Genomic DNA, 25,709 nt, shown 5'->3' with positions numbered 1-25,709 from the left:
CGTGTGCGCCAAAGATAAACTGCGGTCAGATAGATATGGGAGAAAGCCGTATGCGCAGCGTTCATCATTTCATTTCGGGTAAATCCGTTGAGACGTCCTCTGGCCGTTTCGGTGACATCTACGATCCGAACACTGGTGAGGTTCAGGCGAAGGTCGGCCTTGCGCTTGATGCTGAGGTCGACATGGCGGTCGAGGCAGCGAAGGCCGCACTGCCTGGCTGGATGGCAACGAACCCGCAGCGCCGCGCGCGCATCCTGTTCAAGTTCAAGGACCTGCTCGAGCAGAACATTGACGAGCTTGCAGAGCTTCTCTCCTCTGAGCACGGCAAGGTTGTCGCCGACTCCAAGGGTGACGTGCAGCGCGGCATCGACGTGGTCGAGTTCGCCTGCGGCATCCCGCATCTGCAGAAGGGTGAGTATACAGAGGGCGCAGGCCCCGGCATCGACGTTTACTCGATGCGCCAGCCGCTGGGCGTTTGCGCAGGCATCACGCCATTCAACTTCCCGGCCATGATCCCGTGCTGGATGTTCGCGGTCGCCGTCGCTTGCGGCAACACTTTCGTTCTGAAGCCATCGGAAAAAGACCCATCGGTTCCGGTCCGCCTGGCAGAGCTTTTCCTCGAAGCCGGCGCCCCGGAAGGCGTGCTCAACGTGGTGCATGGCGACAAATCATCAGTCGACGCCATCCTGAAGCACCCTGACGTGAAGGCCGTCAGCTTCGTCGGCTCCTCAGATATTGCCCAGTATGTCTACGCGACCGGCACGGCGCACGGAAAGCGCGTGCAGGCGATGGGCGGCGCAAAGAACCACGGCATCATCATGCCGGACTGCAATATGGAGCAGGCTGTGAAGGACATCGTAGGCGCGGCCTATGGCTCCGCTGGCGAGCGCTGCATGGCATTGCCGGTGGCCGTCACGGTCGGCAAGAAGACAGGCGACGAGTTCGTCGAACGCATGCTGGAAGCGGCGCAGAACCTCAAAGTTGGTATTTCAACAGATACTGATGCCCATTACGGCCCTGTTGTCTCTGCCGCCCACAAGGCGAAGGTCGAGGACTATATCCGCATGGGTGTCGAGGAGGGCGCAGAGCTCAAACTCGACGGCCGCGGACACACGCTTCAGGGCCATGAGAACGGCTTCTTTGTCGGCCCAAGCCTGTTCGACTACGTAAAGCCGGACATGCGCAGCTATAAGGAAGAGATCTTCGGTCCGGTCCTTCAGGTCATGCGCGCGGAGACACTGGAAGAAGCCGCCGCCCTGCCAAGCAATCACCAGTATGGCAATGGCGTCGCGATCTTCACCTCTGACGGCCGCGCCGCGCGTGAGTTCGCCGCCCAGGTCAATGTCGGCATGGTCGGCATCAATGTGCCGATCCCGGTGCCGGTCTCCTACCACACTTTCGGTGGCTGGAAACGCTCTGCGTTTGGCGACACGAACCAGCACGGCCCGGAAGGCGTGAAGTTCTGGACCAAGATCAAAACCGTCACCCAGCGCTGGCCGGAAGGCGACGTTGGCGATCAGGCTTTCATCATCCCGACGATGCAATAAGTCTGACCCAGGTCCTAGATTTTGAGGGTTAAGTCCATGACGCTTCTAACCGAAGAACAGACGATGATTTCCGACATGGCGAAGGGGTTCGCCATGAAGGAGCTTCGCCCCAACGCGGCGAGGTGGGACAAGGAAGGCAATCTTGATCGCTCCAAACTGGAAGCGTTGGGCGAGCTCGGCTTTGGCGGCATCTACACGACTGAGGAGCATGGCGGTTCGGGCCTCACACGCCTCGATGCGGCGCTGATCTTCGAACAGCTCTCGCGCGGCGACATCAGCCATGCGGCCTTCCTGTCGATCCACAATATGGCGACTTGGATGATCGACAGCTTCGCCCATGACCAGCTGCGCGCGAAATATGTTCCGCGCCTGACCGCGACAGAACTCATCGCATCCTACTGTCTCACCGAACCGGGCGCAGGCTCCGATGCGGCAAGTCTCAAGACGACGGCAAAGCTGGAGGGCAATGAATACGTCCTCAACGGGGCCAAGGTCTTCATTTCCGGCGCGGGCTTTTCTGACGTCTATGTCGTGATGGCACGGACAGATGAGGGCGGCGCCAAGGGCGTGTCGACCTTCATCGTCGACAAGGACGCGCCGGGCCTCTCATTCGGCAAGCACGAAGACAAGATGGGCTGGCGCGCCCAGCCGACCGCTATGGTCAATTTCGATGACTGCCGCATCCCGGCAACGAACCGTGTTGGCGATGAAGGCAATGGCTTTAAATTCGCCATGGCGGGCCTCGATGGCGGGCGCCTCAACATTGCGGCGTGCGCGCTGGGTGGCGCGCAGGACGCGCTCGACCGCGCTTTCGCCTATGTGCAGGAGCGCCAGCAGTTTGGCCGCGCCATCATCGATTTCCAGGCGACGCAGTTCAAGCTGGCCGACATGGAAACCGAACTCGCGGCTGCCCGCGCGCTTCTTTATGAGGCCGCATCCAAGCTCGACAGGAAGACGCCCGACGCGACCAAGTTCTGCGCCATGGCAAAACGCTTCGTGACGGACACCTCCTCAAAGGTCGCGAATGACGCGCTCCAGTTGCATGGGGGTTACGGCTATCTCGGCGACTATGAAGTTGAGCGGATCGTGCGCGATCTTCGCGTCCATCAGATCCTTGAAGGCACCAATGAAATCATGCGCGTCATCGTCGCGCGTGAAATGATGAAAGGCCAGGTATGAGCGATCAAGTTATTATCGCCCGCAAAGAGGGCCGGGCGGGGCGGATCACGCTGAACCGCCCGAAGGCCCTCCATTCCCTCAATCAGGAAATGTGCGATCTGATGATCGAGGCGCTTCTCGCCTGGCGGGATGACGATGCGGTTGAGCTGGTCATTGTCGATCATCTCGAGGATACGCGCGGCTTTTGCGCAGGCGGCGACATCCGCATGCTGCAGGATTCCGGCAAGGCCGATGGCAAGGAAGCCCAGGCTTTCTTCGCGGCCGAATACCGCCTCAACACGCTGATCGAGGAATATCCAAAGCCCTACGTCGCAATCATCGATGGCGTCACCATGGGCGGCGGCGTTGGTATCTCCGTGCATGGCGATGTACGCGTCGCAACGCCCAACACGACCTTCGCAATGCCTGAAAGCGGCATTGGCCTCTTCCCGGATGTCGGCGGCGGCTGGTTCCTGCCGCGTCTGGGCGGTGAACTGGGCCAGTGGCTGGCCCTCACGGGCGCGCGCCTCAAAGGTAAGGATGTCCTCGCGGCGGGCGTCGCGACGCATTTCACCGAAGATGCCACCGGCCTTGCTGCGCAGCTTGCAGAACAGGGCCTCTCCGCTCTTGATGGCCTGGAACAGTCGGCAGAAGGCAGCTTCGCAGCACACCAGTCCGAGATCGATAACTGCTTCGGCAAGGACACGGTCGAAGAGATCATCGCCTGCCTCGAAGCTGGCAGTGAGTGGGCCCACAAACAGGCCGAGACGCTGAAAACCAAGTCGCCGCTCACGCTCAAGGTTGCGTACCGCCAGCTCCGCGAAGGCGGCAATCTCGGCGACTTCCGGGACAATATGAAAATGGAATTCCGGATCGGCGCGCGCATAGTCTGCACCGAGAACTTCATTGAGGGCGTCCGCGCCGTTCTCGTTGACCGCGATAATGACCCCAAATGGGTTCCGGCCGATCTGGCCTCAGTGGATGAGAAGTTGGTCGACAGCTTCTTTGCGCCGCTAGGGGCAGACGAGCTTACATTTCTCTAGGGAGGAAATCTCACCATGACGAAGATTGCATTCATTGGCCTTGGCAATATGGGCTCCGGAATGTGCGCGAACCTCGCCAAGGCGGGACATGACGTACACGCCTTTGACCTCAATGCCGATGCGGTGGAGACCGCCGTCGCGGCAGGGGCGAACGCTGCCGCCACTGTCGGCGAGGCGGTGAGCGATGTCGACGTCGTGGTGTCCATGCTGCCAGCCGGCAAGCACGTTCACCAGGTCTATTTTGGTGACGATGGTGTGACGGCTCACGCCAAATCCGGCACGCTCTTCCTCGACTGCTCGACCATCGCGGTGGAAGAGGCGCGCGATGCTGCCGCAAAGGCGGCGCAGGCGGGCTTCTCTTATATGGACGCGCCCGTGTCCGGCGGGGTTGCCGCTGCCGAGGCTGGCTCACTGACCTTCATGGTGGGGGGGGGCAAGGACGGGTTCGAGAAGGCAAAGCCGATCCTCGACGTCATGGGCAAGAACGTCTTCCATGCAGGCGACCCGGGCAATGGGCAGGTCGCAAAGATCGCCAACAATATGCTGCTCGGCATTTCGATGATCGGGACATGCGAAGCGTTCAATCTGGCCGAAAAGCTCGGCCTTGATGCGCAGACTTTCTACGATATTTCCTCTACCGCGTCAGGCCAGTGCTGGTCGATGACAAGCTACTGCCCGGCGCCGGGACCTGTCCCAGCAGCGCCGTCGAACCGCGACTATCAGCCAGGCTTCGCAGTTGCCATGATGCTGAAGGACCTGCGGCTTGCCATGGGGGCAGGCGATGACGTCGGGGCAGATACACCGCTCGGCAATCATGCCCAGCAGATCTATGCAAAGCTCGATGAGGACGGCTTCGGCGATATCGATTTTTCCGGTGTAATGCGCCGCCTCAAGGGCGAGCTCTAGTCTTCGTCACCGCTGCCGGGGTCATCGAAGTCGCGCGTCCACTGGATCGAGAGTTCCTGACCTTGCTCCTCACCTGTATTGGTGGCGGCCTCGACTTCGATATTTTCGATTGGCTCCCACTCAATGGCGATACCTGGTGCGCCAGTCGCGCCTGAGCGTACTTCCAGATAGACATTGTCGGTAAGGTATTTGCCGCTCGTCACTTCGACGCCGCCGCTAGCGCCGCTGCCGACATCGAATGTGTCGAGGCCAAGCGCGGTCTCAATGCCGCCGAGAAGGTCAAAGCCACCGCCACCAGAGAGCTGGGCAAGCGCCGCTGCAAGCCGCGCCGTCTCCAGCGCCGTCAGCTGCGTCGGGGAGCGGCCGAACAAGACGCGCGAAAGCACTTCGTCTTCGGGCAGGACTGGCTCTGAGGTCAGCTCGATCTCCGGCCGCGACACCGTGCCGACAACGTTCAGGATGGCTGTAATATCATCGCGCGTCTCATGCTCGGCGCGAACCGATAGGCGCGACTCGCCAAGGTCAGGCGCGAGCCGGACCGTGCTCTCGCCAAACTGGAAGCGCTTGCCGATGAGGTCGAACCGGCCGCGGACGATCTCAGCTTCGCCTGTAATGACCGGGCTGCCGATCGGGCCTTCAATATCAGCGTCCAGCGCGAGCTCCGCGTTCACGCCGCGCCCGCTGATATCGATACGCCCCGGCGCGTTCAGGCTGATATCGAGCCGCGTCGCGGCCTCCTCGGCTTCTCCTTCCTCTTCATCCTCATCTGGCTCGCGGAAAGTGACATCCAGCGTCGGTGGCCCCCCCTGCGGCAGGTTGGCGAGATTGATAGAGCCTTCATCGACGGTCAGGTCGCCTGTAATCTCGAACAGGTCAGGTTGCTGGTTAAGCGACAGCGTGCCGCTCACCGTCGCAGAGCCCTCCCGGCGCTCTGTCACCACAAGCTGGTTTGCGCGTATCTGCACATCGCTGCGGCCGGAGCCATCAACAGCCATGGAACCGCTGCCTTCAAGCGTACCGCCGGATCGACCACGCGCGGCAAAGCTCGCAAGCGTGACCGTGCCACCACCAAGGCGCGCATCGGCGGAAATCCGGTTGAGCACCATGCCTAGGTCGCCATGCTCAAAAACACCTTCGGAGAACTGCACTGTGCCAGAAAAGCTCTCATTCAGGCTTGGCAGGTCGCCCGACAGTTCGGCATCAACCACGCCTTGCAACACCATTTGCGGGGGGATGAACAGCGCGGCAATCGCTTCTATCTGACCGCTGGCATTCGCTGCGAAGGGAATGCTCGCGCCCGATACAGGCTGAATGAACGGCGCGCTTTCATAAGTGTTCACTGGAACTTCTACTGAAGCGCGGGCCTCAAGCGTCTCATTGTCTAGCGCACGAAGCGCAAGATCCAGCAGGTCCGGTTGAAGTGTGCCACTGACAAACAGGTCAACCGGCGGCAGGTCAGTTCCGGGCCGTGCCACGCCGCGCATCTCCGCTTCGATCGGGCCGCTAAGTCCACCTTCGGCCGTTTCGTCGAAGGCGAGAGACAGATCCAGCGCGCCGTCCAGCGCCGGGCGGCCGAGCAGAACCAGAAGCGGGGCCAGTCTGAGCCCGCCTGCGGATGCGCGCAGTTGCGTGTCCCCGCGCGTGGTGAGGCTGGCCGAAAATGAGCCGCCGAGCGCAGCGAGCTCTGTCGATGCCTCCATGCCATCTTCAAACGAGGTGTAGCGAAGCGGCTCCTGCGTCATCAGGGTGAGCTCGCCAAGACTGGCGTCCACACCTGCCACGAGTTCCATCGTGCCGCTTGTCAGGCCGCTCAGATTACCATCGACGTTCAGCAGCGTTCGATAGGACAGACCGTCGACTTCTGTGCTGCCATCCATCTCTACGATAAAATCAGCATTGTCCGGCGTGCCAGTCGCCCGGATGACGAGCGCCGCGGCGCGTGTCGGTCCGGCCGCCACCTCTTCTAGCGTTGCATCTATCGTAAGGGCTTCGCCCTCAATGAAGGCACTCGCATCGATGCGGCGAGCGGGCAGGCCGTCAGGCAGCTCGCCGCGCACATTTGCCTCACCTCGCATCGTGCCAAGCTCGCCACCAGACCCGCTGATCGTCGCATTCGCGGCCAGCGGCCCCCAGCTCGCTTCCAAGCCTTCAACCTGCCACTCGGACCCGTTGAGCGCGACGCCTGTCTCGATATCGAGCGGGCCATTCGTCGTCCCGGCATCCAGCGAAACAGAGGCATTGAGCGCCCCGCCACCATAAGTGCCATCAGCGCCAAGGGCGACATGCGTAAAGGTGAAGCTCTCGCTGGCGAGCTGCGGGGCGTTGAGGTTCACGACGAAGTCCATGGCATCGAGCGTGCCAGAGACGTCGGCGCGACCGGTCACGCTCTCCAGCGCATAGCCCGCCACGCGTGCTTCCCCCGCCTGCAACTGCAATGACGCCGAGACAGCTTGCTCGCTGCTCAACCGGCCTGAGCCATTGAGTGACAGCGACCCGCTTTCCAGCGAAATCTGGCTGAGATCCACCGCATTGTCTGGCTGCAGCACGCCGTTCACATTGAGCAGGGCGGCGTCCGAGGCCCAGTCGCTTAAGGGAGCAGGCAGGGCGCCAAGCTCACTTGCATTGATGCGCGTATTGAACCGCGTGGAGCCTGCGCCAGCGCGACTCGCTTCGAAATTGCCCTGCAAATCTACCGGTCGCGCCAGCTCCGCTGCGCTGCCATCAAGCTGGAAACTGCCCGAGACACTGGCGCTGAGCGATGGTGACAGGGCGATATTCCCCTGAGCGGCTATACGACCGGCGCGCCCCCGGATGACAGTCTCGCGCAGGTCGATAGTTTTCTGCGCAATATCGTAGTCGCCATTTAGCACGAGGGCCGGCGCGCGACCTGCAATCTGTCCAAGTGTGCCCGGTAGGGTCGCGCCTGCAGCGGTCAATGTCGTGCGCACGCTCGCGCGGCGCTCGCCATAGATGGCCGTCATCGGACCAGACACGCTCTCCGCCTCAAATGATGGCACATCCACACCCGACGCCCGCACATCACCGTCAAACCGCGCGGTGCCGCCTGCATAGACGAGCACGCCATCTAGCATGGCTTCGCCGACGCTCACATTCTCGACCTTGGCATAGCGGGTCGGATCGTCCAGCGTCAGTCGCAGGTCCGCGCGATAGCCGTCACCTTCCGCCTGCTTCGCAATCGCGTTCAGCTCCAGACCTTCGGCCATGGCGGTGACATCGAGTGTCGGACCTGCCTCGCCGCGGGACAGGTCGCCCTCAATAGTAAGCGTTTCGCCCAGTGTTTCAGCGATCTGCCGTGTAAGCGGGTGAAGTGCTGGCTGGATATCTGACTGAAAGCTGATGATCTGGCCGCGCGCCTCTGCATCGAGCATAACAAGCGAAGCGCCGCCAATCTCGATGTCGGCTTCGGCCTGCCAGTCGTTCAGCTCACCGTCGGTGTCCAGCTTGGCGGATATCGACTGATCAGGACCGAGCCGGGCGAGGCTTGCAAATAGACCGCCTGCGGGCCCGTCCAGCGCCAGATTACCCTGCAACCGGAAATCGTCTGACCAGGTGAGGTCAGCCAGCAGCTCATCTCCATTGCCGTCCAGTGGAACGACAGTCATTTCGGTCCGTCCGCCATCGCGCCCGACCCGGCCTTGCGCCTCAATGTTCAGGGATAGCGCGCGCGGGATGACGCCTTCATCTGTTCGAAGCTCTCCAATCCGCAACCGCCCAAGTTCGCCAGCGCGCAGTGGCATTGAGCCGCCAGAGGAAGAGTCGCTTTCGGACGTCTGGAGTACCGGTCGGCGCAGGACGTGGATAAGGTCTGCTTCCAGCGCTTCGATGGTAAGGGCACGCTTGCGCAGGTCGAATGGTTTCCAGTCTGCCAGCAGATTTTCCGCAATCAGCCAGATGCCGTCTTCGTCGGCTACCGTGAGACGTTCTATCCGAAACGTGCCGAGCAAATCGCCTGACAGGCCTTCGACTTCGATTTCCTGACCGGATGGGTCGGCCGCCTCGATCCGTGTTTCCACGAACTCACGGCCAAAGCCGGACTGCGCCGCGTATCTCGCGGCCAGAAAAAGAACGATAACCAGCGCCAGAAGCACTCCCAGTATGATCGCTGTCCATTTCAGGAGACGGCGCGTCAGGCTCCGCTTTCCGGCGGGCTGGTTTGGTGTCGGGTCAGTGGTGCTCATTAAAAGGCCTGACCGATCGAGATGTAGATCTGGACCGGATCGTCAAAGTCTGTGGGGTTTAGCGGTGTCGCCACATCAAGGCGGATCGGGCCTGCGGGCGTTGTGTAGCGAACGCCAATGCCTGCGCCATAGCGCGCATCGCTGAAGTCGGAAAACTGGCTGGTCGAAACAGCGCCCGCGTCGAGAAAAGCCACCACGCCAATATTTGGCCGCACGGCGTAGCGCCCTTCGACCGAAGCTTCGATGACCGAGGACCCGCCGAGCGGTGTGCCATCGTCGGCGCGCGGCCCGATTGCCTGATAGGCATATCCGCGAACGCTGCCGCCGCCGCCAGCATAAAAGCGCGTATCAACCGGCAGGTTCTCGACGTCTGCGCCGACAACGGCGCCTGCCTTGAAGCGTCCAGCCAGTACAAATTGCCTGTCCTCGTCGAACGGCACATAGGCACTTACCTGACCGACAGAGCGAACAAACGGGCTGACCTCATCGCCAAAGGCGTAGCTTGGCTCTACCCGTGCATTGGCTCGCCAGCCTGAGCGTGGGTCCAGCAGGCTATCAGTCTTGTCGAGGCGGGCATCTGCATAGACCGAAACGATCTGAAGGTCGCGCTCGCCATATTCGTCTTCTTCCTTGGCGATTTCACCCTGCACGCCATAGGAATAGGTGAATTCCGGGCTCCGAACGACTTCAAAGCCGACGCCAGCAAAAATAGCCTGACGGTCATAAGCATCCGTCGTCTCATTGTTCACGCCGGCTGACAGGACAAGGCCGCGTCCATATCCGAACTCGTTCGGGCGCCGCCAGATGACTTCCAGTGATTGCTCGAGTTCAGCAACGGTAAGATCCGCGTTCAGCACATCGCCGCGCCGCGTCAGGTTGCGGCGGGTGAGTTCGGCGTTGAGGCCAAAACCTTCGCTGGTGGAGTATTTCCCGCCGAGACCGATAGAGTTCTGCGGCCTCTCGGTCAGCGTGACGACGACGTCGCGGATCTCTTCCCCGGCCTCGGTCTGTCCTGATGGCTCGCTAGCGAGATCGGCCCGCGCAACCTTGAACATGCGGGTTTCCGCCAGGCGTGTGTTAAATCTCGATAGTTCGGAGGGGTCATAGATAGCGCCAGCCTCATACGGGATGAGCCGGTTAAGGTAACTCGCCTTCGTCTCGATATTTTCATCGGGAAACCGGGTCTCGCCGAAGACGACGCGGGGACCGGTGCGCGTTTCATAGGTCACGCTTATTGTTTCGGCGTCGCGGTCGCCCAGAACGCGGCGTTCCTCAACCTCCGCATAGGGGTAACCTGCATTGCGCAATTCATTCGTGATCCAGCGCTCTGCATCGATAACATCTGCCGGAATTGCCGGGCGTCCAGCGCGAACGGGCAGGTCTTCGCGGATTTGTGCCTGGTTTGCTTCGGCAGGGCTCGTTCCGACGAAGGAAACTTTCACTCGGCCAAGAGAAAAACGCGGACCCGTATCGATGCGCAAACGCGCTTCGGGCGCCTCCGTACCCAGAACGGCAAGGTCGATCTGTGGATCGTAATAGCCTTCACTATTCAATGCGCTTCGTACTGCTTCAGCGGCGCGCCTGCCCTGACGGCGTGCCTCTAATGCCGTCTCAGGGTCGCTTTCGTCTGGAAGTGCATACTGAAGTGTCGATCTCAACTCGTCGCCGGGGCGGTCTCCCGCAAACTCGATATCGACTTTCTCTGCTGCAGCAGACGCCGCCATCGTCATGAGGACGACAAGCAAAAAGATAAGTCGATTAAACATCAGTCCCCGGCTCTTTAAGTAACAACCCGGCACCATCCGGGGCATCATTTGCCCTGCGATGGCGACGATACCCTTAAGCGGTATGTTGGCTGCAGTGGAATTCAACGCTGTCTACGTTGTTATGTTTCCGCTTTCGGCGCGCAATTTACAGTTCGGACATGTGGAACTGAGCAGGACACCTGCTTTCGTGCGGGCGCTGATTGCAGCAAAGGCAGAAAGTTTCACGGGAATTTAGAAAGAGATTAGGAAATTGATCGTTAGATGGCATCAGGCATAGTTGCGACATTGAAAGGTGTATGGCACCAGAGCGGATCTGATTTTCTATCGCTGGGACGAAAACGTGACAAAGAAAAAGTCGCCAGCCCGGCAGAACCGCAAATCGCCATCACCCTGGATGAAGGAACCGCCTGTCGGTGAAGCCCTGCGTAAGGCTTATCGGGATGTCGCTGAAGAACCAGTGCCCGAGCGTCTGCAGGATCTGATCCGGCGCCTGCGAGAGCAGGAAAGAAAAGCGGATTGATGCACGGCAATAGCCGGCGTTCAGGTGTTGGAGTTGGGTGTTTGGTCGAAATAGTAGAAGCGTCCTTCGTCGCCCGTCTCGAAGCGCTCATCCCAGAGCTTCGCGCTTTTGCGAGGGGGCTTTGCCGCGACGCTGCGCTTGCAGATGACCTTGTGCAGGATGCCTGTCTCAAAGCCTGGACATCACAGGAGATGTTCGACCCGGCACAATCCATGCGCCCTTGGCTGTTCCGCATTCTCCGCAATGAATTTTACATGCAGAAGCGCCGCTCATGGCGGTCGGTCAATCTCGAACCGGATGTGATCGCGGCGGCGCTTGTCGCTGAAGCAAATCAGGAAACCAGCAAGGACTTTGCCCGCATGGAGCGGCTGATCAGTCAGCTTCCTGATGAGCAGCGCGACGCGCTTATCCTGATATTGGCGGCGGGAATGACCTATGACGAAGCTGGCGAGGTCTGTGGCTGCTCTGCTGGAACGATCAAGAGCCGCGTAAGCCGCGCTCGCGAGACGGTTAAACGACGTTTTGTTTCGAGCGAGCGCTCTTCCTACTTGGTCAAGCGTCCTGAAGGAGAAGGGCTGCCAGCCTTGCTTCACCGTCTTGATGAACTGGCAGGGCCTGCCCGGCACCCCCTTTGAAGGTGAAAGGCGGCTCTCTGGCTGCTGGCCCAGATTGGGCCATTTCCGACAGGCGGGGCATTCAACGCGTTTTCGATCCGGCCGACGCGGTAGAGAAAAGCCGTGCATCGAAACTGAGGCGCGGCGAAGACGTAGCTGATTTCCTGCATGCAAGGTGGCTTATGCGCCATCTGATCCAGCAGCGTCGCCCGCAAATGGAAACGCCCGTTCTCCAAAGCTATGACGATGCCCGCCCCGAACTCCCCAGGGCGCCTGATGTGGCCCTCAGCTGGTCGAAGTCAGGGCCAGTGGCGGCAGCGGCCCTTTCCGGAGGGGGGATCGTCGGCATCGATATCGAGCGGGTGATTGCGCGCGATACGGGCGCTGTCCTGACAATGACCGCGAGCGGAACAGAGGCAGCTGCTGTTGCGTCGGCGGGTAATGAGACGGCGCAGCTTGCCGCTTTCTACCGGCTATGGACGGCCAAGGAAGCGGTCCTGAAATGCCGGGGAGAAGGTCTGCGCGGCGGCGCGAAGAGTGTTGAAATACCGCTGGCGTTCATACACGGGCGCGCCGACACAATTACAATTCATGATCGTGGCGTGTCGCTAGCACTTTCAGTGATCGATGCTGGCCCCGATGCCGTTTGCACTTTGGCGTTCAGCGCGCAAAAATAGATTTGAACATCCAGCCGGCAAGTGACCGCCCGCTTGTGTGGCGCTCATCATGCATATCAAAAACCATAAGGGAAACAGTGCCAAAGGGCGGCGCGTTGATGCCTTCCTTGCGGATATCGAACCCCATGGAGCCATAGAATTCTCGCATCTGCGCTTCGGCCAGAATGGCGATGTAGCGATGCTTGTCGCGGGCGACATAGTCGAGGACGGCGCGCATGATCGGGCCGAGTGTCTTTGAACCTCGACGCTCAGGTGCCGTGACCAGTTTTGAGACCACGACACAGCTTTCCCCGTCAGCGAGGACCGATCCTAGATCGAAAACCGGAAACCTTTCAGACGCTTCGCTCGCATGGACGGGGATGACCTGCGCGCTGGAGACGAGATCTGCGCCATCGAACAGGGCGAAGGTTTCGCCCAGTTGGTCAGCATCATCGCGCAGCAGACGATTGTCATGGTCAGCGCCAGGCATGGCGAACTGTTTCTCGGCGCAATAGACGCGGTAGCGCAGGTGCTGGACGAGGGGCAGCGTTGCGCCAGTAACAGGGATGATCTCGAAACTATCCATGGGGCTCATCTCCTACCGACCAGGCCCTTTCGGACTTGTCGAAGCGCAAATCGTAACGGCTACGGGCGTTCGGGCCTGTGACGAAAGGTGGGTCCAGCGTCAGCTTTTGCGGATGGATACCCCATTTGCGGGCGAAGAATTCCTTCACCGCGACGCCCTTGATGAGGTCGGCGCCAGTCAAGCCTTCAAGACCCCAGGCGGCGGCAACCGTACCGGGGAGCCAGTCGCAGGCCATGATATCTGCGGGTGAAACAAGTGATCTTCCGCTTTGCTCCCAGCTTAGGGGGGCAACCACCTGATCATTTTCGCCGGTCAGAAAAGCTTTTCGTGCCAGAGGGTTAAGCGCGCCGAGTTTGCCTTTCGGGTAGGCTTTCTCAATCAGATTGAGCCGGGCCCAGAGGCTACCATCTTCGAGATAGGCTTCGATCAGAACAGGCAGGTCGTCAGAGCCTTCAGGCCGCCGTTGACGGCGGCCTCTTACAGTGAGTTTGCCGCTTTCCGGGAGAGGACCAAGCACGGTGAGGCGCTCGATCCGGACGGGGTAGATCGCGCTATTTCCCGCATCATCGAACCACTCTTCAGGCGTTTCATGCGGCGGGCCATGCACCAGCCCGTCCAGTATGACGGGGTCGAACGGGTCCCCCGGATCTATCGCCGCGCCGAGGTCCAGAACAGCTTCGAATCCCTTTGCGTCGCGGCGCATGGAGATGACGGGCTGCATGGCCGGGCCGTGGAAAAGGTCGCCCGATGCGTAAGGATCGCCGCGCTTCTTTCCATGCTTTTTCGGCTGGAGTTTCGGTTTAGGTCCGCGCACGGGCTGGCTGATCTTTCCGGCGGAAACTTCATACCAGGGTGCGTCGCCGGAAAGGGCATCGCGGCCGCGTAGACGGGCTTCTCCGTCCGGCGTGACCCTGGTCTCAACGCTGAGGCCATCACCGCCAAGGCTGCCCCAGCGCTTTGGTGAAAACGCCTTCAATTCAATAGGATAGCCTTCAAAGCCTGCGGCGCGGGCCTGTCGCAGGGCCATGCCAGCCTGTGCCAGGAGGGGGAGTGAGGGGAGAGTGTGGGTCGGACGATGCGACTGGAGCCAGCCGTCATTTCCCACAGAAAACATGGTGCAGTGACGGTGCAGTGACGGTGCATGGGCGGTACATATCCGGACACTCAGTTCGCGCATCTCATAAATTTTGAGCCCATCGACCCAGAGGACTCCGCGTCCGGTAATGACGGTGGCGTCATCGCGCTCTTTGACGCCGAGAATTTCGACCATAGGGGTGGCTTGCTTCGCGGTCGGCATGACCTGTCCGCGATAAGTCCAGTTAATCTCATGGGTCTCGGCTATTGGCTCCCAGACCGGATGCTCGAACCTGTCTGCGTACCCTTTGAGATCTGCGGCCCGGGCCAGAAGCTGGACCAGCATATCGAGACCAAGCGAGCCGGGCTGGACCGGGTCAGAGAAAAAGTGCGCCTTGAAGTACCAGGCATAGGGATCGACGGCTTGGCGCGCGCGGATACGGCCAAGACCTGCCTCGCCGCTTGTCGGCTCGAACCGGTCTATGACATCGAAGAGGGCGAGACGGTTCTGTGAGGCCTTGAGCCGAGTGTCTGCTTCGCTTGGCGGGTCTGCTGGCGCTTTCACAAAGTCGCGGTCGGCATCGGTTGGTTTCAGGCCGGCCTGTGCAGCGAGCGAGGCTTTGGTGAAGAAGCCGAAGCTCGTTTCCAGCGAGATGATAGGCGTGCCGTCGGCGAGCGTGGCTTCGAGCGCAAAGAAGACAATGGTCATCGGACCGACGCGCGAACAGCGTGTGAGTTTTGTGGTCGTGCGGACCATGCCGTCGCCGGGCCGGACCTGACGATGCAGCTTGCCGCTGCCATCGAGATTGCGAAAGCGCGTCTCTCCGGAGAGGGCAAAGCCTGAATAGGAGGCGAGCCAGCCGCAGGGCTGAAGGATGACTTCGGTCAGCACGCTGAAAGGCATCGTGCCCGTGCCGCCATCCTCGAAATACCAGGCGTCTTCTGGAATGTCGTATTCAGCGACGGCTTCGAGACCTGCGCCCTGCTGGCCTGCAGGTTCTGATACCGAAATGACGCGGCTGACCATGTGATAGGGCGGCTGCGGCAGGCGGGGGACAGCGCCCATTGTGTCGAAGGGCGCATACATGCTGCCAAAGGCGTTGCTTGGCGCACCTGACCCGCATTCTATCAGAGCAATCTCATCGCCCCGTACATCGCAGCCTGGATTCACATAATGAGGGCTGGCCCCGAGATTGTCTGGCTTCGGCCATTGGCGGCGCAGGCGCACGCCGAAGCGTGGACAGTAGAAGACCTTGCGGCCATCGGAGCGGGCCAAGAGGCTGGCGAAGACCATCGGTTCTTCACCGTCGATTACTTCATCGACAAAGACCTCATAGGTCACGTCATGGTCGGCGTCCGGGGTGACCTGACCGCGGCAATAAAAGGTCGCCGCTTCGCCGGGGGCTGGTTCGAAGACATGGCTGTCGCGCTCAATAGTGAGGCCAAGTCCGGCGGCGGTGAACTCAAGCGCCTGAACGGCTGCCTCTGCCATCAGCGTGCCCGGCATGCAGGGGTCTTCGTGGAAGTGGCCGTCATAGAACCAGGCGTCTTTCGAAACATGGTGGCGCGCCTTCAGATAGCCGCGCTTCCAGGGGCCTCCCTCCGGCTCGAACTCAACAACTTCATCGAAGAGGGCGAGCCTGCCGTCCGGCAGGCGGGCAGGACGGGTGTGCGGGGCGGCGCGCTCAAAGCCGTCGCCGAAGCAGCGATAGGTGTCGCCCGACCGGAAGGCGGCGACCTCATCGGCGCTGAAGCTGCGCTTGCCTGTTGGCGCGGCCGCGTCGAGGCGGGGGTCAGGCGTTGGGGCGCCGGCTTCTTCGGCGTCCCAGAGCACGCCCTTTGAGTTGGCAAGTTCTTCATCGGTGAAAAAGCCTGCCTGGCCATCGCGAACCGAGAGCAGCAGGCGTTCGTCGGCGTAGCAGTCATATTCAAAGAAGAACATGCGCACGCCAGAGAGCTCTGCGTGGCCCTTGATGGAGATCTGGAAGCGCAGGGTTTCACCCACACGCGGCAGGCCGCCTTCATGGAAGGTGAGCTCGCAGCCGAGCAGGCGGTAGACCCTGTCGGAACAGTTCAGGAGGTCGGCGCCCATCCATGAGATGAGCGCGAGGTCTGCCTGCCCTGCCTCAATTAGGGGGCCGGGGCGCAGCATGCCGTCGCTGACCGCCCAGAGGTCTGCGGTGACGTCTGTTTCGGTCCAGATCGTGCCTTTGCCCTGAACGAGCGCGTCTGCATCGATGCCGGTGATCCGGTCGCAGAGCAGCATGGGCGGACGCGGCATACGCACTTGCCGGCGGTATTTATCCTGCGCGGCGAAGGCTTTGCCGAAAACGCTGGAGATGTTGCCAACGGCGGCCTGTTCGATATCGGCGCGGGTAAAGGAGGCGCCTGTGGGGGCCTTTCGATCAAGCGGCGTGATGGACTTTCGCGGTTGCGCAGGCGCAGGTGAGGCCCGCTTTGCTGTCACCGTCTTGGGCGGCGTCGCTTTAGGAGGCGTGGGCGGGGTGGCCGCTCTCGTGCGTTCCAGAACAGCAGCTCCGACAGTTTTTACGACAGGTGGCGTCCAGCTTGTGCCAGGCGGCAGTGGCAGGGTGCGTGCCCGGATCGGCTTGGCAGAAGGAAGCGAGCCTGGGTCGATGGATGGGAACTTCGGAAGCGCGAGGCGGCGGCGGGCCGTCGGTTTCGGCTGTCTGGCAAGCTTTGGCAGTCGCGGCGGTTTGATATGTGCGGCGAAGGTAACCGATGTCTTGTCCGCAATGCGTAACGGGATGGTATTTGCGGCCGCTTCGGTCAGCTCGCGCTTGAGCCAGTCCATATTGATGGCATGGCCGGCGGCAAAAAGATGGGCGGCGAGGGCGGCGATACAGTCGAGCGCGGGGGCGCCAAACCGGTCAGCTGGCAGCACAAGGGTTTTGGGCCCCAGCGTATCCTGAATGGCGCCGGTCAGCGTGTCGCGCGGGCCGATTTCCACGAAGGTGCGCACCCCGTCCGCATAGGCGGCGCGCAGCGTGGCGGGGAAGTTGATGGGGGTGACGGCCTGCGCGGTCAGCATGTTGGCGGCGCTGTCGGCAGAGACCTTGTAGCTGCCATTTATCGCGTTGGCATAGAAGCGCACGCCGTCTGGCGCTTTCGTCTTGCGGAAGTGGAGCTGGTGCCAGGTCTTTTCATAGGAGGCCATGGCGGGCGTGTGGACGGTGAGGTCATGCGACACGCGGATGGCGGGCGCGCCAAGCCGTTTGATGACGCGCTGGCAGGCGACGGCCTCCCCCGCAATCACGACATCATTGGCGCTATAGATGATGGTGATATCGCAGCGCGGCTCTGGTTTCACGGCATCGCGGACGGAGGCCTCGCTGGTGCGCAGGCGCCATGTCGCCCACTCGATCGGGGCTTTCTCGCCCCATGCCTTGCGTGCAGTGTCGAATGTCCCGGCGAGATAGCGATCATACATGCCGCTTTCGCCAATCGTGCCCATCAGGCCATCGGCGTCGACCCATGCGCCAAAGGCGATCAGCGAATTGGTTTCACCGGACGAAAGCCCCATGGCGACGGTTGGGTTGAGGCCAAGTTTCTGGGTCAGGAGCAGATGCTGGGCCTGCGAGACCAGCGTTGTCGCGCGAAGCTGGCTGAACGCGCTTTCGAGCCCGGTCGCGAGCGTGTCGGCAACGGTCTGCGCGGTCGGGAAACGCTTCGTCATCAGCTTGCCGAGGGAGGGGAATGCCGAGAAGAGGTCGCGCCCCATGCCGGGATAGGCGGCGGCTGCGCCAGTAAAGACAAAGGCGAGCTCTCCCTTTGGGCTGCCTTCCCCGAAATGGATGCCGCCGCCGGTTTCAAGCCTGCCTGACCTCAGCCGTGAAATCGCTTCGAGGCGGAGGGCTGTCATTTCTTCGGGGCGAGAGGCGAGGAGGGCGACCCGGACATCGCCTTGGGTATTCTGTTCGCCAGACTGAATAGAGGCCGCCAGCGCGTCGCGGTTTTCTGCGGCGTAGGTTTCGAGCAAAGGAGACGGGCGGAGCAGGTCTGGCGCCGCGTGTGGCGAGGCTTTCAGTTTGAGTTTCGCGCCCGCCACAGGCGGTTTGTCCTTGCCGGTGGCAAGGCGCGGGACGAGCCCTTGATCGGTCAGGTGAAGACCGCGCTGTGCGGCCTCGGCCTGCAGGGCGAGTTGGACCAGACCGCCGGCAGCATGGGCGTGGCCATAGATACGGCCGAGGAGGGCGTTCGGCGGTGTGCCGGCTTCGAGCCGCAGATTATGGATTTCGGTGGCGGCGGGAGTGTCCTCGCTGCGCATCAGGATGAGCGCGGCGGCGCCGTCGCCGGTGAGGGGGCTGCCGCTGGCGCGGTGAACAAGGTCCGATGAGAGATCGGCCGCAGCGACGATGGCTGCGTCAATCTCGCCGGCCTGAAGCGCGCGGATCGCAAGCTCTGCGGCGCGAAGGCCGGAGGCCTCCTCTTCCATCACAGCGAACCCTTGCGCGCGCCAGTCGCCGCGTACATTGATCCGGTTGGCCGAGACGTTCGGCATGGCGCCGAGCACGTCGCCTGCCTTCAGTGGCGGGGCGATGGCGTTGCGGGCGTCATCTGTCTGGGCTGCTTCCGGATCGAGGCCCAGACGAGATGCGATGCGAGCGCGCAGCATCCAGCGGGTGGCTTCGGGTGAGCAGGCAAAGCCGGTGAAGACGCCGACGCGGGCACCGTCCGGAATGGCGACGCGGGCAAGGGCTTCATCGATTGTGTCCCATAGCGCGACTTGCTGGCCTTGCGCGGACGAAAGGTCGGATGGTGGCGCCCGCAGCGCTTTTGGGTCGGCATGGGTCTCGAGCAACGGGCCGCGCGCATCCTTTGGCGGGCGCATCAGGCGTTGAAGCACGCGCGCGACGCCGCGATCCGGGCCAAGGGAGAGGCCGGTGGCGGTGATGGATACCGGGACTGCTTTGCTGGCGGCTTTGACGGGGGTGCGGCGTGCGCGGTGGCCGTCATCCGCAGCTAGGATGAGGTGCGCATTGTTGCCGCCAAATCCGAAGTTTGAGAGGGCGGCGACGCGGGGACGGTCGTCCGGCCACTTGCCCTGCCGGGCAGGTGTCAGACCGCTGCCTTCGAAGCCGGAAATGGCGTCGCCTTCAAGGCGGGTCGGCGGGATGGTGCCTTCATTCACCGCGAAGGTCAGCTTGATGAGGCTCGCCATGCCGGCGGCGGTAATGAGGTGGCCGAGATTGCCTTTAAGAGAGCCGATGGGGAGGTTTTCCAAACCATCAAAGTGCGCGGCGGTGGCGGCAAGCTCGACGGCGTCGCCCGTGCGCGTGCCTGTGGCGTGGGCTTCGAGGAGGCCGATATCGCGGGCAGGATCGAGGCCGGAACCGGCCCAGGCTGCGGTCATGGCTTCGCGCTGGCCGTCGCCGTCCGGGGCGAGGAGGGATTTACGGCGTCCATCATTGGAAAGGCCGATGCCGCGAATGACGCCGAAGACGCGGTCGGCAAGGTCGCAATCGCTGAGGCGTTTAAGCACGATCGCGGCAGCGCCTTCTGCAGGGACAAGTCCATCTGCGCCATCGACGAAGGGGCGTGAGCGGCCAGTAGGAGAGAGCGCGTTGAGCGCTGAAAAGCCCTGATGCAGGATGAGATTGTCAGCGCCGTTGACCGCCGCTGCAATGACGACATCGAGGCTATGGTCCTGCAGGCGGTCGCAGGCGAGCTTGATGGCATAGAGCGAGGAGGCGCAGGCGGCATCGACGGCGAAGGCCGGGCCAGCGGCGCCAAGGGCGCGGGCCAGAAGCTGCGCCGGGCCGCCTGTGTTGAAGCGGTTCTGTGGGTGGATGTCGGAGGCACCGTCCAACCAGATGTCTGCGGCAAAGTCAGAAAGGGCGCGGCTCGGATAGCCGAGATTGCCAGCGATGACGCCAATGCGGGACCTGCGGCTCTTGGGCTGTCCAGCTTCGCGCCAGGCCTCGCGGCCTGCATGAAGCAGCCACTGGAAGACCGGATCGAGGTCTGCGGCGTCAGTGTCGCCGAGGTCATGGGCGGCGGCGTCGAAGACCTTGTCGAAGCCGGTGACGAACGCGCCCTTGTAGCCGAGGGCCTGATGCTCGGCTTCGGTGACGCCCCATTTGCCGGATGGGGCGTCGGTGATGAGGGTCTTTTCGTCCAGCACGGCCTGCCAGAGCTCTGCCGGGGTGAGCGCGCCCGGCAGGACGCAGCCGCGGCCGATGATGGCAATGGGCTCAAACGTCGGCTTAGCCATGGGCGATCTCCGCGCCAGCAACGATTTCGACTGGGCAGGCGGGGCCAGCGAGCACGGCGTCGGCGAAGGCGTTGGCACCTGCGGGTTTTGAGATGAGGGCAACGCCAAGCTCGGCGAATTTGGCGTGGAGGCCATCATCCACCATGCCGCCATCCCATGGGCCCCAATTTATCGAGGTGACGGCGGCATCCGGATGGGTCGATTTCAGCCACCAGGCCATCCGGTTCAGGATCTCATTCGCCATCGCGTAATCGGCCTGGCCTGCATTGCCATATCGGGCCGCGACCGATGAGAAGAAGGCGATGGTTTTCAGCTTTGACGTGTCGAGCTGGGTAAGCAGGGCATCGAGGCCACCGATTTTGGGGCCGAAGACACGGGCGATCTGCTCTGGTGTCTTCTCGCGGATGAGCTTGTCGGCGAGGACGCCTGCGCCATGGACGAGGCCGGTGATTTCGCCGAGGTCGGCGCGGATATCGGCAAGCGCCTGGGTGAGCGCGGCGGGGTCCGAAACGTCTGCAGGGATGTAGCGCGCCTCGCCGCCTGCCTGACCGATCGCGGTGAGGGTTTCACGGATCTCAGCGCCAGAGAGCAGCGCGCGGGCGCGGGTGTTGAGGGCGGCGGGGGTGATCTTTTCGCCTGCGGCCTTTGCTGCTTTGGCGAGCGCGCCGCGCAGGGTCTTCTCGTTGGTCGTTGTCGGCAAACCGTCTGGCCATGGCGTCACGGGGGAGCGCCCGAGAAGCGCAAAGCGCGCGCCGGTGCGGCGGGCGAGCTCTATGACGCAGTCTGCGGTCACGCCGCGTGCGCCGCCGGTGACGAGGATGACATCCTGCAGGCCAAGGCGGCCGGGCTGGTTGCGGGGCAGGGTGAAGTCTCTGTCCTGCGGAACATAGCGGCCAGCGGGGCTGAGGCCTGTCGTGGGCGCGGTGCCACCGGTGAGGAGTTCTTCGACGAGGTGGCTGGCGGCGAGCGACGTGCCGAAGCCCGCCATGTCGATATCGATGAGGCGGATGGTGGCAGCTGTGAACTCGCGTGCGGCGGTGCGGGCAAGACCGGAAAGGCCGCCGCGCCAGGCGCGGTGGTCCTGCGGCTGAAAAAGCCCGCCTGTGTCCTGCAGCAGGATGACGGCGCCGCTTTGTGTTTCCAGTTGCGGCGAGGCGGATTTCAGGGCGGCGACGGCGTCTGCGTGCAAGGTCTCACGCGAGCTGGAAAGGCCATGCGCGAGGATCAGCGCGTTGGCTTGCCCGCTCGGTTCGGTGACGGCGCGGACCTGAAAGCCTGATGCGCCAAGCGCGGCAATGAAATGCTCAGCTGCGGCGAGGTCTGGCGTGACCCACTCGATGAGCGATGCTTCGCGCAGGCCCGGCGTTACCCGTCCAATGGCAGACTGGCTGACATAGGCGACGGCTTTCAGGGCAAGCGGCGCTGGACCAGAAACGGGTCGAGCATCGCGCGAAGCGGGGCGGGCAGCGTCAGGTGACGCCGGCGCGCCCCTTAGCCAAAAAAATCGGCGATCTTCCGGATCGAGCGCAGCTCAGCGATCTGTTCCGGTTCGACCTCTGGCAGGTTCGGCATCTGCTCGCGCAGGGCAGAGAGGATCTCGACCTGTTTGATGGAGTCGACGCCAAGTTCGCCCTCAAGGTCCATATCGTCTTCGAGCATTTCAGGCGGATAGCCCGTCTTGTCGGCGATGAGGTTGCGGACCAGCTCTGTCATATCGACGCCAGCGTCTGCCGAGGGAGCTGCAGGTGCCGGGGCTGGAGCGGCGGCGATGTGGTGGCCGTTGCCGTTGGCATGGCCGTTTCCATTTGCGTGCGCTGCCGGGGCGGGGGCAGGGGCTGGTTTCGGTGCTGGCGCGCTGCCAGCCGATGGGCCGAGGAAAGCGGCGATCTTTGCGATGGTGCGCAGCTCTGCGATCTGTTCAGGCTCGATCTCTGGTAGGGAGGGCATCTTCTCGCGCAGGGCTGAGAGGATCTCGACCTGTTTGATGGAGTCGACGCCAAGCTCACCTTCAAGGTCCATGTCTGGTTCGAGCATGTCGGCGGGATAGCCGGTCTTTTCGGCAACGAGGCTGGTGACGAGCGCGGTGAAGTCCTGGGCGGGCGCGGCTGCTGGCGCCGGAGCGGGAGCAGGGGCCGGTTGAGGCGCTGGGGTTGGTGCTGTCGCCGCTGCGGCTGGGGCTGGTGCTGGCGGCGTCACTGGTGCGGCCGCTACAGGAGCTGGCGCCGGTTGGGTTGCTGGCTGGACCTGCGGCTGAGGCGCTGGCGCAGCGGCCGACCCTGCCGATGCGAGCATGGCCTGCGTGGTCTGCATATACTGGGCGTGCGCCGTCTGCAGCGCTTGCATGTAGGCGGTGTGGGCCTCTGTCATCTGGGCGTGGATCTGCGCGGCCGTGCTGGCGGGGGCGGAGTGGCGGGGCTCAGTCATGGGCGAAGGTCCTGGCTGGGAAATCTGGGAAGTAGCAGTTGAAGTAGGGGCAGGTGCTGGCGCCGGGTCTGGCGGGTCGTCAGGTACCGGCTTGCTCACCTGCTCGGGTACCGAGGCCGCCGCTTTCGGCGGTGGCAGGGCCGCAGCGCCGCCCTTTGGCGGGTAGGGCTTGTTATAGTTCGCACCGGTGAGATCGATGGCGTGCTTGGAGCGCGGCTTGCGTGCGTCTGGGGCGGGCATGTTGGCGAACAGCGCTTCGAAATCGACCTTATGTCCGAGGACGGCAAGCTTACCGAGCCCGGCGAGGAATGCGGCGAGTCCATTGCCCTTCTTGTCATCGAGCGAGACGGCATTAACCCCACCGGGCAGGATCTGGCCGACAAGAGCGGTGAGCACCGTGCCGGGGCCTGCCTCCACAAAGGTTGTGACGCCGGCTTCATGCATCGCCTCAATGATTTCGCGGAAGCGCACGGGGCTCTCGATTTGCCCGGCGAGGAGGTCGCGCTGCTTGTCATAGGCAAGCGGGTAGCGTTTGGCCGACGCGTTGGCGAAGACCGGGAAGTCGCCCTTGGCGAAATCGGTCTTGCCGAGCGCCTTGCGGAAGGGGGCGACAGCGCCAGCCACAATCGGCGAATGGAAAGCCGAGGCAACGGGAAGGCGGCGCGCCTTGATGCCCGCGGCCTCTATGGCTTGCCGGGCGGCCTCTATGGCGTCGACAGGGCCGGAAAGCACTGTCTGCGTTGGCGCATTGTCATTGGCGACGACCACGTCCGGATGGTTTTTTAGGATCGGCGCAAGCTGTTCGCTCGAGGCCTGTGTGGCCAGCATCGCGCCTTCATTGTCGGCGGCGGCCTGGCTCATCAGCTTGGCGCGCTTGCAGGCGGTGCTCAGCGCATCCTTGTCCGACAACACGCCTGATGCGTTGAGCGCCATGATCTCACCGAAGCTGTGACCGGCGGCCATGTCGGCATTGAGGCCGGCCTTTTCCAGAACGGCGAGGACAGCCATCGTCGCGGCGGCAAGTGCAGGTTGGGCATTTTCCATCGCCGTCAGCGTGTCGGCCTGCGCCTTCGCGTCCTCATCGCTGAAGGCCGATGGCGGAAAGGCGAGGCGATGGAGGCCGAGCTTGCCGGCTTTCTTGTGGCTGGCGGCATAATCCCAGGCGGCGCGTGCCTCCGGGAAGGCAAGGGCGAGGTCGCGGCCCATGCCGACATACTGGCTGCCCTGGCCCGGCATCAGGAAGGCGAGCTTGCCGGGTTTGGCGGCGCTGAGGCTGACGCTGCTTCCTTTCGGCAGCGGTGCGCTCTCGGCGTTGCCTGCACGGATATGGGCGGCGAGCTTGGCGGCCTTTGCGTTGAAGTCGTCATTGCTGCTGGCAGTGATGGCCGCGCGGCAGGTCGCATCTGCTTCGAAAGCTGCATGGCTTTCGCTGGCGGCGATGGCGAGGTCTTCTTCATGCACCAGTTTGCGCGCCGTCGCTTCAATGGCCGTCGCCAGCGCATCTGGTGAGCTCGCCGAAACCATGAAGAGTTCTGCTGGCAGGATACGGTCTGGCAGGGCCGCCTGAGGGCCGGTGTACTCTTCAAGCGTTACGTGAAAGTTCGAGCCGCCGAAGCCGAAGGAGCTGACAGACGCCCGCCGGGGATGGGATTTATCTCGCACCCATGGGCGAAGTTCGCGGTTCACATAGAAGGGGGAGCCTGCGAGCGCCGGGCTGGGTTGGTCGACCTTGATCGTTGGCGGCAGAGCTTTTCTGGACAGCGACATCGCCGTCTTGATCAGGCTGGCTGATCCGGCGGCGGCCTTGGTGTGGCCGATCTGGGATTTGACCGATCCGATGGCGCACCAGGGCGTATCGACGATCTCGCCCTCTTCGCAGAAGGCCTGCTTCAGCCCGGCGATTTCAGCCGCGTCGCCTGCCTTCGTGCCTGTGCCGTGCGCTTCGACCAGCTCGACAGAGCGCGGGTCATAACCGGCCTGTTCATAGGCGCGGCCAAGGGCGCGGGCCTGCCCATCAGGTAGCGGGGCATAGATTGCGGTGGCGCGCCCATCAGAGCCGGCGCCAATGCCCTTGATGATCGCGTGGATCCGGTTGCCGTCCCGTTCGGCATCGGCAAGGCGGCGGAGCGCCAGGATGCCGATGCCTTCACCCAGCATCGTACCATCTGCTTTGTCCGAGAATGGACGGCAGTCTTCGGTTGGTGAGAGGGCCGGTGTCTTCGAGAAACACATATACATGAGGATGTCATTGAGGGCATCGACACCGCCGGTCAGGACAAGGTCGCTGTCGCCTGCGCGAAGCTCATGGATTGCGCCGTGAAGGGCTGAGAGAGATGAGGCGCAGGCTGCGTCCGTGACATAGTTGGAGCCGCCAAGGTCCATCCGGTTGGCGATCCGTCCGGCGACGACATTGCCAAGGAGGCCAGGGAAGGTGCTTTCCTTCCATTCGGAGAAGTTCGACGAGATCTTATCGGCGATCTCCTGGACTTGCGCTTCGGGAAGACCGGCGTCCCGCAGGCCCTTGATCCAGGAGGGGCGCTGTAGACGGCCCGACATATGGCCGACGAGTTCGGTGGCCGAGGCAACGCCTAGAATGCAGGAGGTGCGCTTGCGATCAATCGTGCCATTGGAGGCTTTTTCCGCTTCATCCAGCGCAGCCTGCGCCACCATGAGCGCGAGGAGCTGGGCGCTGTCTGTGGCCTCGATCTGATTGGGCGGAATACCGAAGGAAAGTGGGTCGAACCCTTGAGGCGAGAGGAAGCCGCCGCGCTGGCCATAGGTCTTGTCCCGGGCTTTCGGGTCGGCGTCGTAATAGTCCTCGATCAGCCAATGCGTCGGCGGAACGGGCCCCAGCGTATCAACGCCTTCGGCAATATCGCGCCAGAAGCCCGCCGCGTCGCCGCGCCCGGGAAACATCGCGCCATATCCGACAATGGCTATATCTGCTGGTCCCGACGTTCTGTCTGCCATGTTGTTCTCAG

14 protein-coding genes are annotated in these 25,709 nt (G+C 62.6%); 8 read left to right on the top strand and 6 right to left on the bottom strand.

Features of this window, described 5'->3' with window-relative positions; all coding sequences use genetic code 11:
- Nucleotides 1-50: 50 nt before the first annotated feature.
- Genes D1224_RS03355 through mmsB form a run of 4 tightly spaced genes read left to right on the top strand, consistent with a single transcriptional unit; the run spans nucleotide 51 to nucleotide 4,654 of the window.
- Complete coding sequence (locus tag D1224_RS03355; RefSeq protein ID WP_119378516.1) at nucleotides 51-1,547, top strand: CoA-acylating methylmalonate-semialdehyde dehydrogenase; 1,497 nt, start codon at nucleotides 51-53, stop codon at nucleotides 1,545-1,547.
- 36 nt (nucleotides 1,548-1,583) lie between these two features.
- A complete protein-coding gene (locus D1224_RS03350) occupies nucleotides 1,584-2,726 on the top strand; it encodes an acyl-CoA dehydrogenase family protein (protein ID WP_119378515.1) in 1,143 nt (380 codons plus the stop codon).
- Nucleotides 2,723-3,748, top strand: coding sequence for an enoyl-CoA hydratase/isomerase family protein (locus tag D1224_RS03345; protein ID WP_119378514.1), 1,026 nt, complete (start codon nucleotides 2,723-2,725; stop codon nucleotides 3,746-3,748). Before D1224_RS03350 ends, D1224_RS03345 begins: the two co-directional genes overlap by 4 nt.
- A gap of 15 nt (nucleotides 3,749-3,763) precedes the next feature.
- Nucleotides 3,764-4,654, top strand: a complete 891-nt coding sequence (gene mmsB / locus D1224_RS03340) for a 3-hydroxyisobutyrate dehydrogenase (protein WP_119378513.1) — start codon at nucleotides 3,764-3,766, stop codon at nucleotides 4,652-4,654.
- On the opposite strand, the gene D1224_RS03335 is transcribed toward mmsB, so the two are convergent.
- Complete coding sequence (locus D1224_RS03335) at nucleotides 4,651-8,853, bottom strand: translocation/assembly module TamB domain-containing protein (protein ID WP_119378512.1); 4,203 nt, start codon at nucleotides 8,851-8,853, stop codon at nucleotides 4,651-4,653. The genes mmsB and D1224_RS03335 overlap by 4 nt on opposite strands.
- Entirely contained in the window at nucleotides 8,853-10,619 is a 1,767-nt protein-coding gene (locus D1224_RS03330; protein WP_119378511.1) for an autotransporter assembly complex protein TamA, read from the bottom strand. Before D1224_RS03330 ends, D1224_RS03335 begins: the two co-directional genes overlap by 1 nt.
- Nucleotides 10,620-10,701: 82 nt before the next feature.
- On the opposite strand from D1224_RS03330, the gene D1224_RS16420 reads away from it, so the two are divergent.
- The 4 genes from D1224_RS16420 (at nucleotide 10,702) to D1224_RS03315 (ending at nucleotide 12,430) form a co-directional block, all read left to right on the top strand.
- A complete protein-coding gene (locus D1224_RS16420) occupies nucleotides 10,702-10,854 on the top strand; it encodes a hypothetical protein (protein WP_182482150.1) in 153 nt (50 codons plus the stop codon).
- Nucleotides 10,855-10,959: 105 nt separating this feature from the next.
- Nucleotides 10,960-11,139: a NepR family anti-sigma factor gene (locus D1224_RS03325; RefSeq protein ID WP_147372310.1), complete on the top strand. Its 180-nt coding sequence runs from the start codon at nucleotides 10,960-10,962 to the stop codon at nucleotides 11,137-11,139.
- A 41-nt stretch (nucleotides 11,140-11,180) separates the two neighbouring features.
- Nucleotides 11,181-11,774, top strand: coding sequence for a sigma-70 family RNA polymerase sigma factor (locus D1224_RS03320; protein WP_182482149.1), 594 nt, complete (start codon nucleotides 11,181-11,183; stop codon nucleotides 11,772-11,774).
- A 2-nt stretch (nucleotides 11,775-11,776) separates the two neighbouring features.
- Nucleotides 11,777-12,430, top strand: coding sequence for a 4'-phosphopantetheinyl transferase family protein (locus tag D1224_RS03315; protein ID WP_119378508.1), 654 nt, complete (start codon nucleotides 11,777-11,779; stop codon nucleotides 12,428-12,430).
- Here the strand turns inward: D1224_RS03315 and D1224_RS03310 are convergent.
- The 4 genes from D1224_RS03310 to D1224_RS03295 all read right to left on the bottom strand — a co-directional run bounded on the left by D1224_RS03310 (nucleotide 12,414) and on the right by D1224_RS03295 (nucleotide 25,698).
- Complete coding sequence (locus D1224_RS03310; RefSeq protein ID WP_119378507.1) at nucleotides 12,414-12,995, bottom strand: N-acyl amino acid synthase FeeM domain-containing protein; 582 nt, start codon at nucleotides 12,993-12,995, stop codon at nucleotides 12,414-12,416. The genes D1224_RS03315 and D1224_RS03310 overlap by 17 nt on opposite strands.
- Nucleotides 12,988-20,304 carry a beta-ketoacyl synthase N-terminal-like domain-containing protein gene (locus tag D1224_RS03305; RefSeq protein WP_182482147.1) on the bottom strand — a complete coding sequence of 2,439 codons (7,317 nt, stop codon included), beginning with the start codon at nucleotides 20,302-20,304 and terminating at the stop codon, nucleotides 12,988-12,990. The genes D1224_RS03310 and D1224_RS03305 overlap by 8 nt, the downstream gene beginning before the upstream one ends.
- Nucleotides 20,297-21,493, bottom strand: a complete 1,197-nt coding sequence (locus tag D1224_RS03300; protein ID WP_119378505.1) for an SDR family NAD(P)-dependent oxidoreductase — start codon at nucleotides 21,491-21,493, stop codon at nucleotides 20,297-20,299. Before D1224_RS03300 ends, D1224_RS03305 begins: the two co-directional genes overlap by 8 nt.
- Before the next feature lie 302 nt (nucleotides 21,494-21,795).
- Entirely contained in the window at nucleotides 21,796-25,698 is a 3,903-nt protein-coding gene (locus D1224_RS03295; protein ID WP_119378504.1) for a type I polyketide synthase, read from the bottom strand.
- Between the last annotated feature and the right edge of the window lie 11 nt (nucleotides 25,699-25,709).

It is taken from the genome of Henriciella barbarensis (assembly GCF_003576345.1).
Classification (GTDB): Bacteria; Pseudomonadota; Alphaproteobacteria; order Caulobacterales; family Hyphomonadaceae; genus Henriciella; species Henriciella barbarensis.
This window is presented reverse-complemented; position numbering and strand designations above follow the sequence as displayed.

What these genes read in the sequence shown, in the direction of transcription:
- D1224_RS16420 (WP_182482150.1), top strand. Translation starts at nt 10,702, where the DNA reads ATGTTGGCTGCAGTGGAATTCAACGCTGTCTACGTTGTTATGTTTCCG.
- D1224_RS03345 (WP_119378514.1), top strand. Translation starts at nt 2,723, where the DNA reads ATGAGCGATCAAGTTATTATCGCCCGCAAAGAGGGCCGGGCGGGGCGG.
- D1224_RS03295 (WP_119378504.1), bottom strand. Translation starts at nt 25,698, where the DNA reads ATGGCAGACAGAACGTCGGGACCAGCAGATATAGCCATTGTCGGATAT.
- D1224_RS03335 (WP_119378512.1), bottom strand. Translation starts at nt 8,853, where the DNA reads ATGAGCACCACTGACCCGACACCAAACCAGCCCGCCGGAAAGCGGAGC.
- D1224_RS03330 (WP_119378511.1), bottom strand. Translation starts at nt 10,619, where the DNA reads ATGTTTAATCGACTTATCTTTTTGCTTGTCGTCCTCATGACGATGGCG.
- mmsB (WP_119378513.1), top strand. Translation starts at nt 3,764, where the DNA reads ATGACGAAGATTGCATTCATTGGCCTTGGCAATATGGGCTCCGGAATG.
- D1224_RS03310 (WP_119378507.1), bottom strand. Translation starts at nt 12,995, where the DNA reads ATGGATAGTTTCGAGATCATCCCTGTTACTGGCGCAACGCTGCCCCTC.
- D1224_RS03350 (WP_119378515.1), top strand. Translation starts at nt 1,584, where the DNA reads ATGACGCTTCTAACCGAAGAACAGACGATGATTTCCGACATGGCGAAG.
- D1224_RS03305 (WP_182482147.1), bottom strand. Translation starts at nt 20,304, where the DNA reads ATGGCTAAGCCGACGTTTGAGCCCATTGCCATCATCGGCCGCGGCTGC.
- D1224_RS03355 (WP_119378516.1), top strand. Translation starts at nt 51, where the DNA reads ATGCGCAGCGTTCATCATTTCATTTCGGGTAAATCCGTTGAGACGTCC.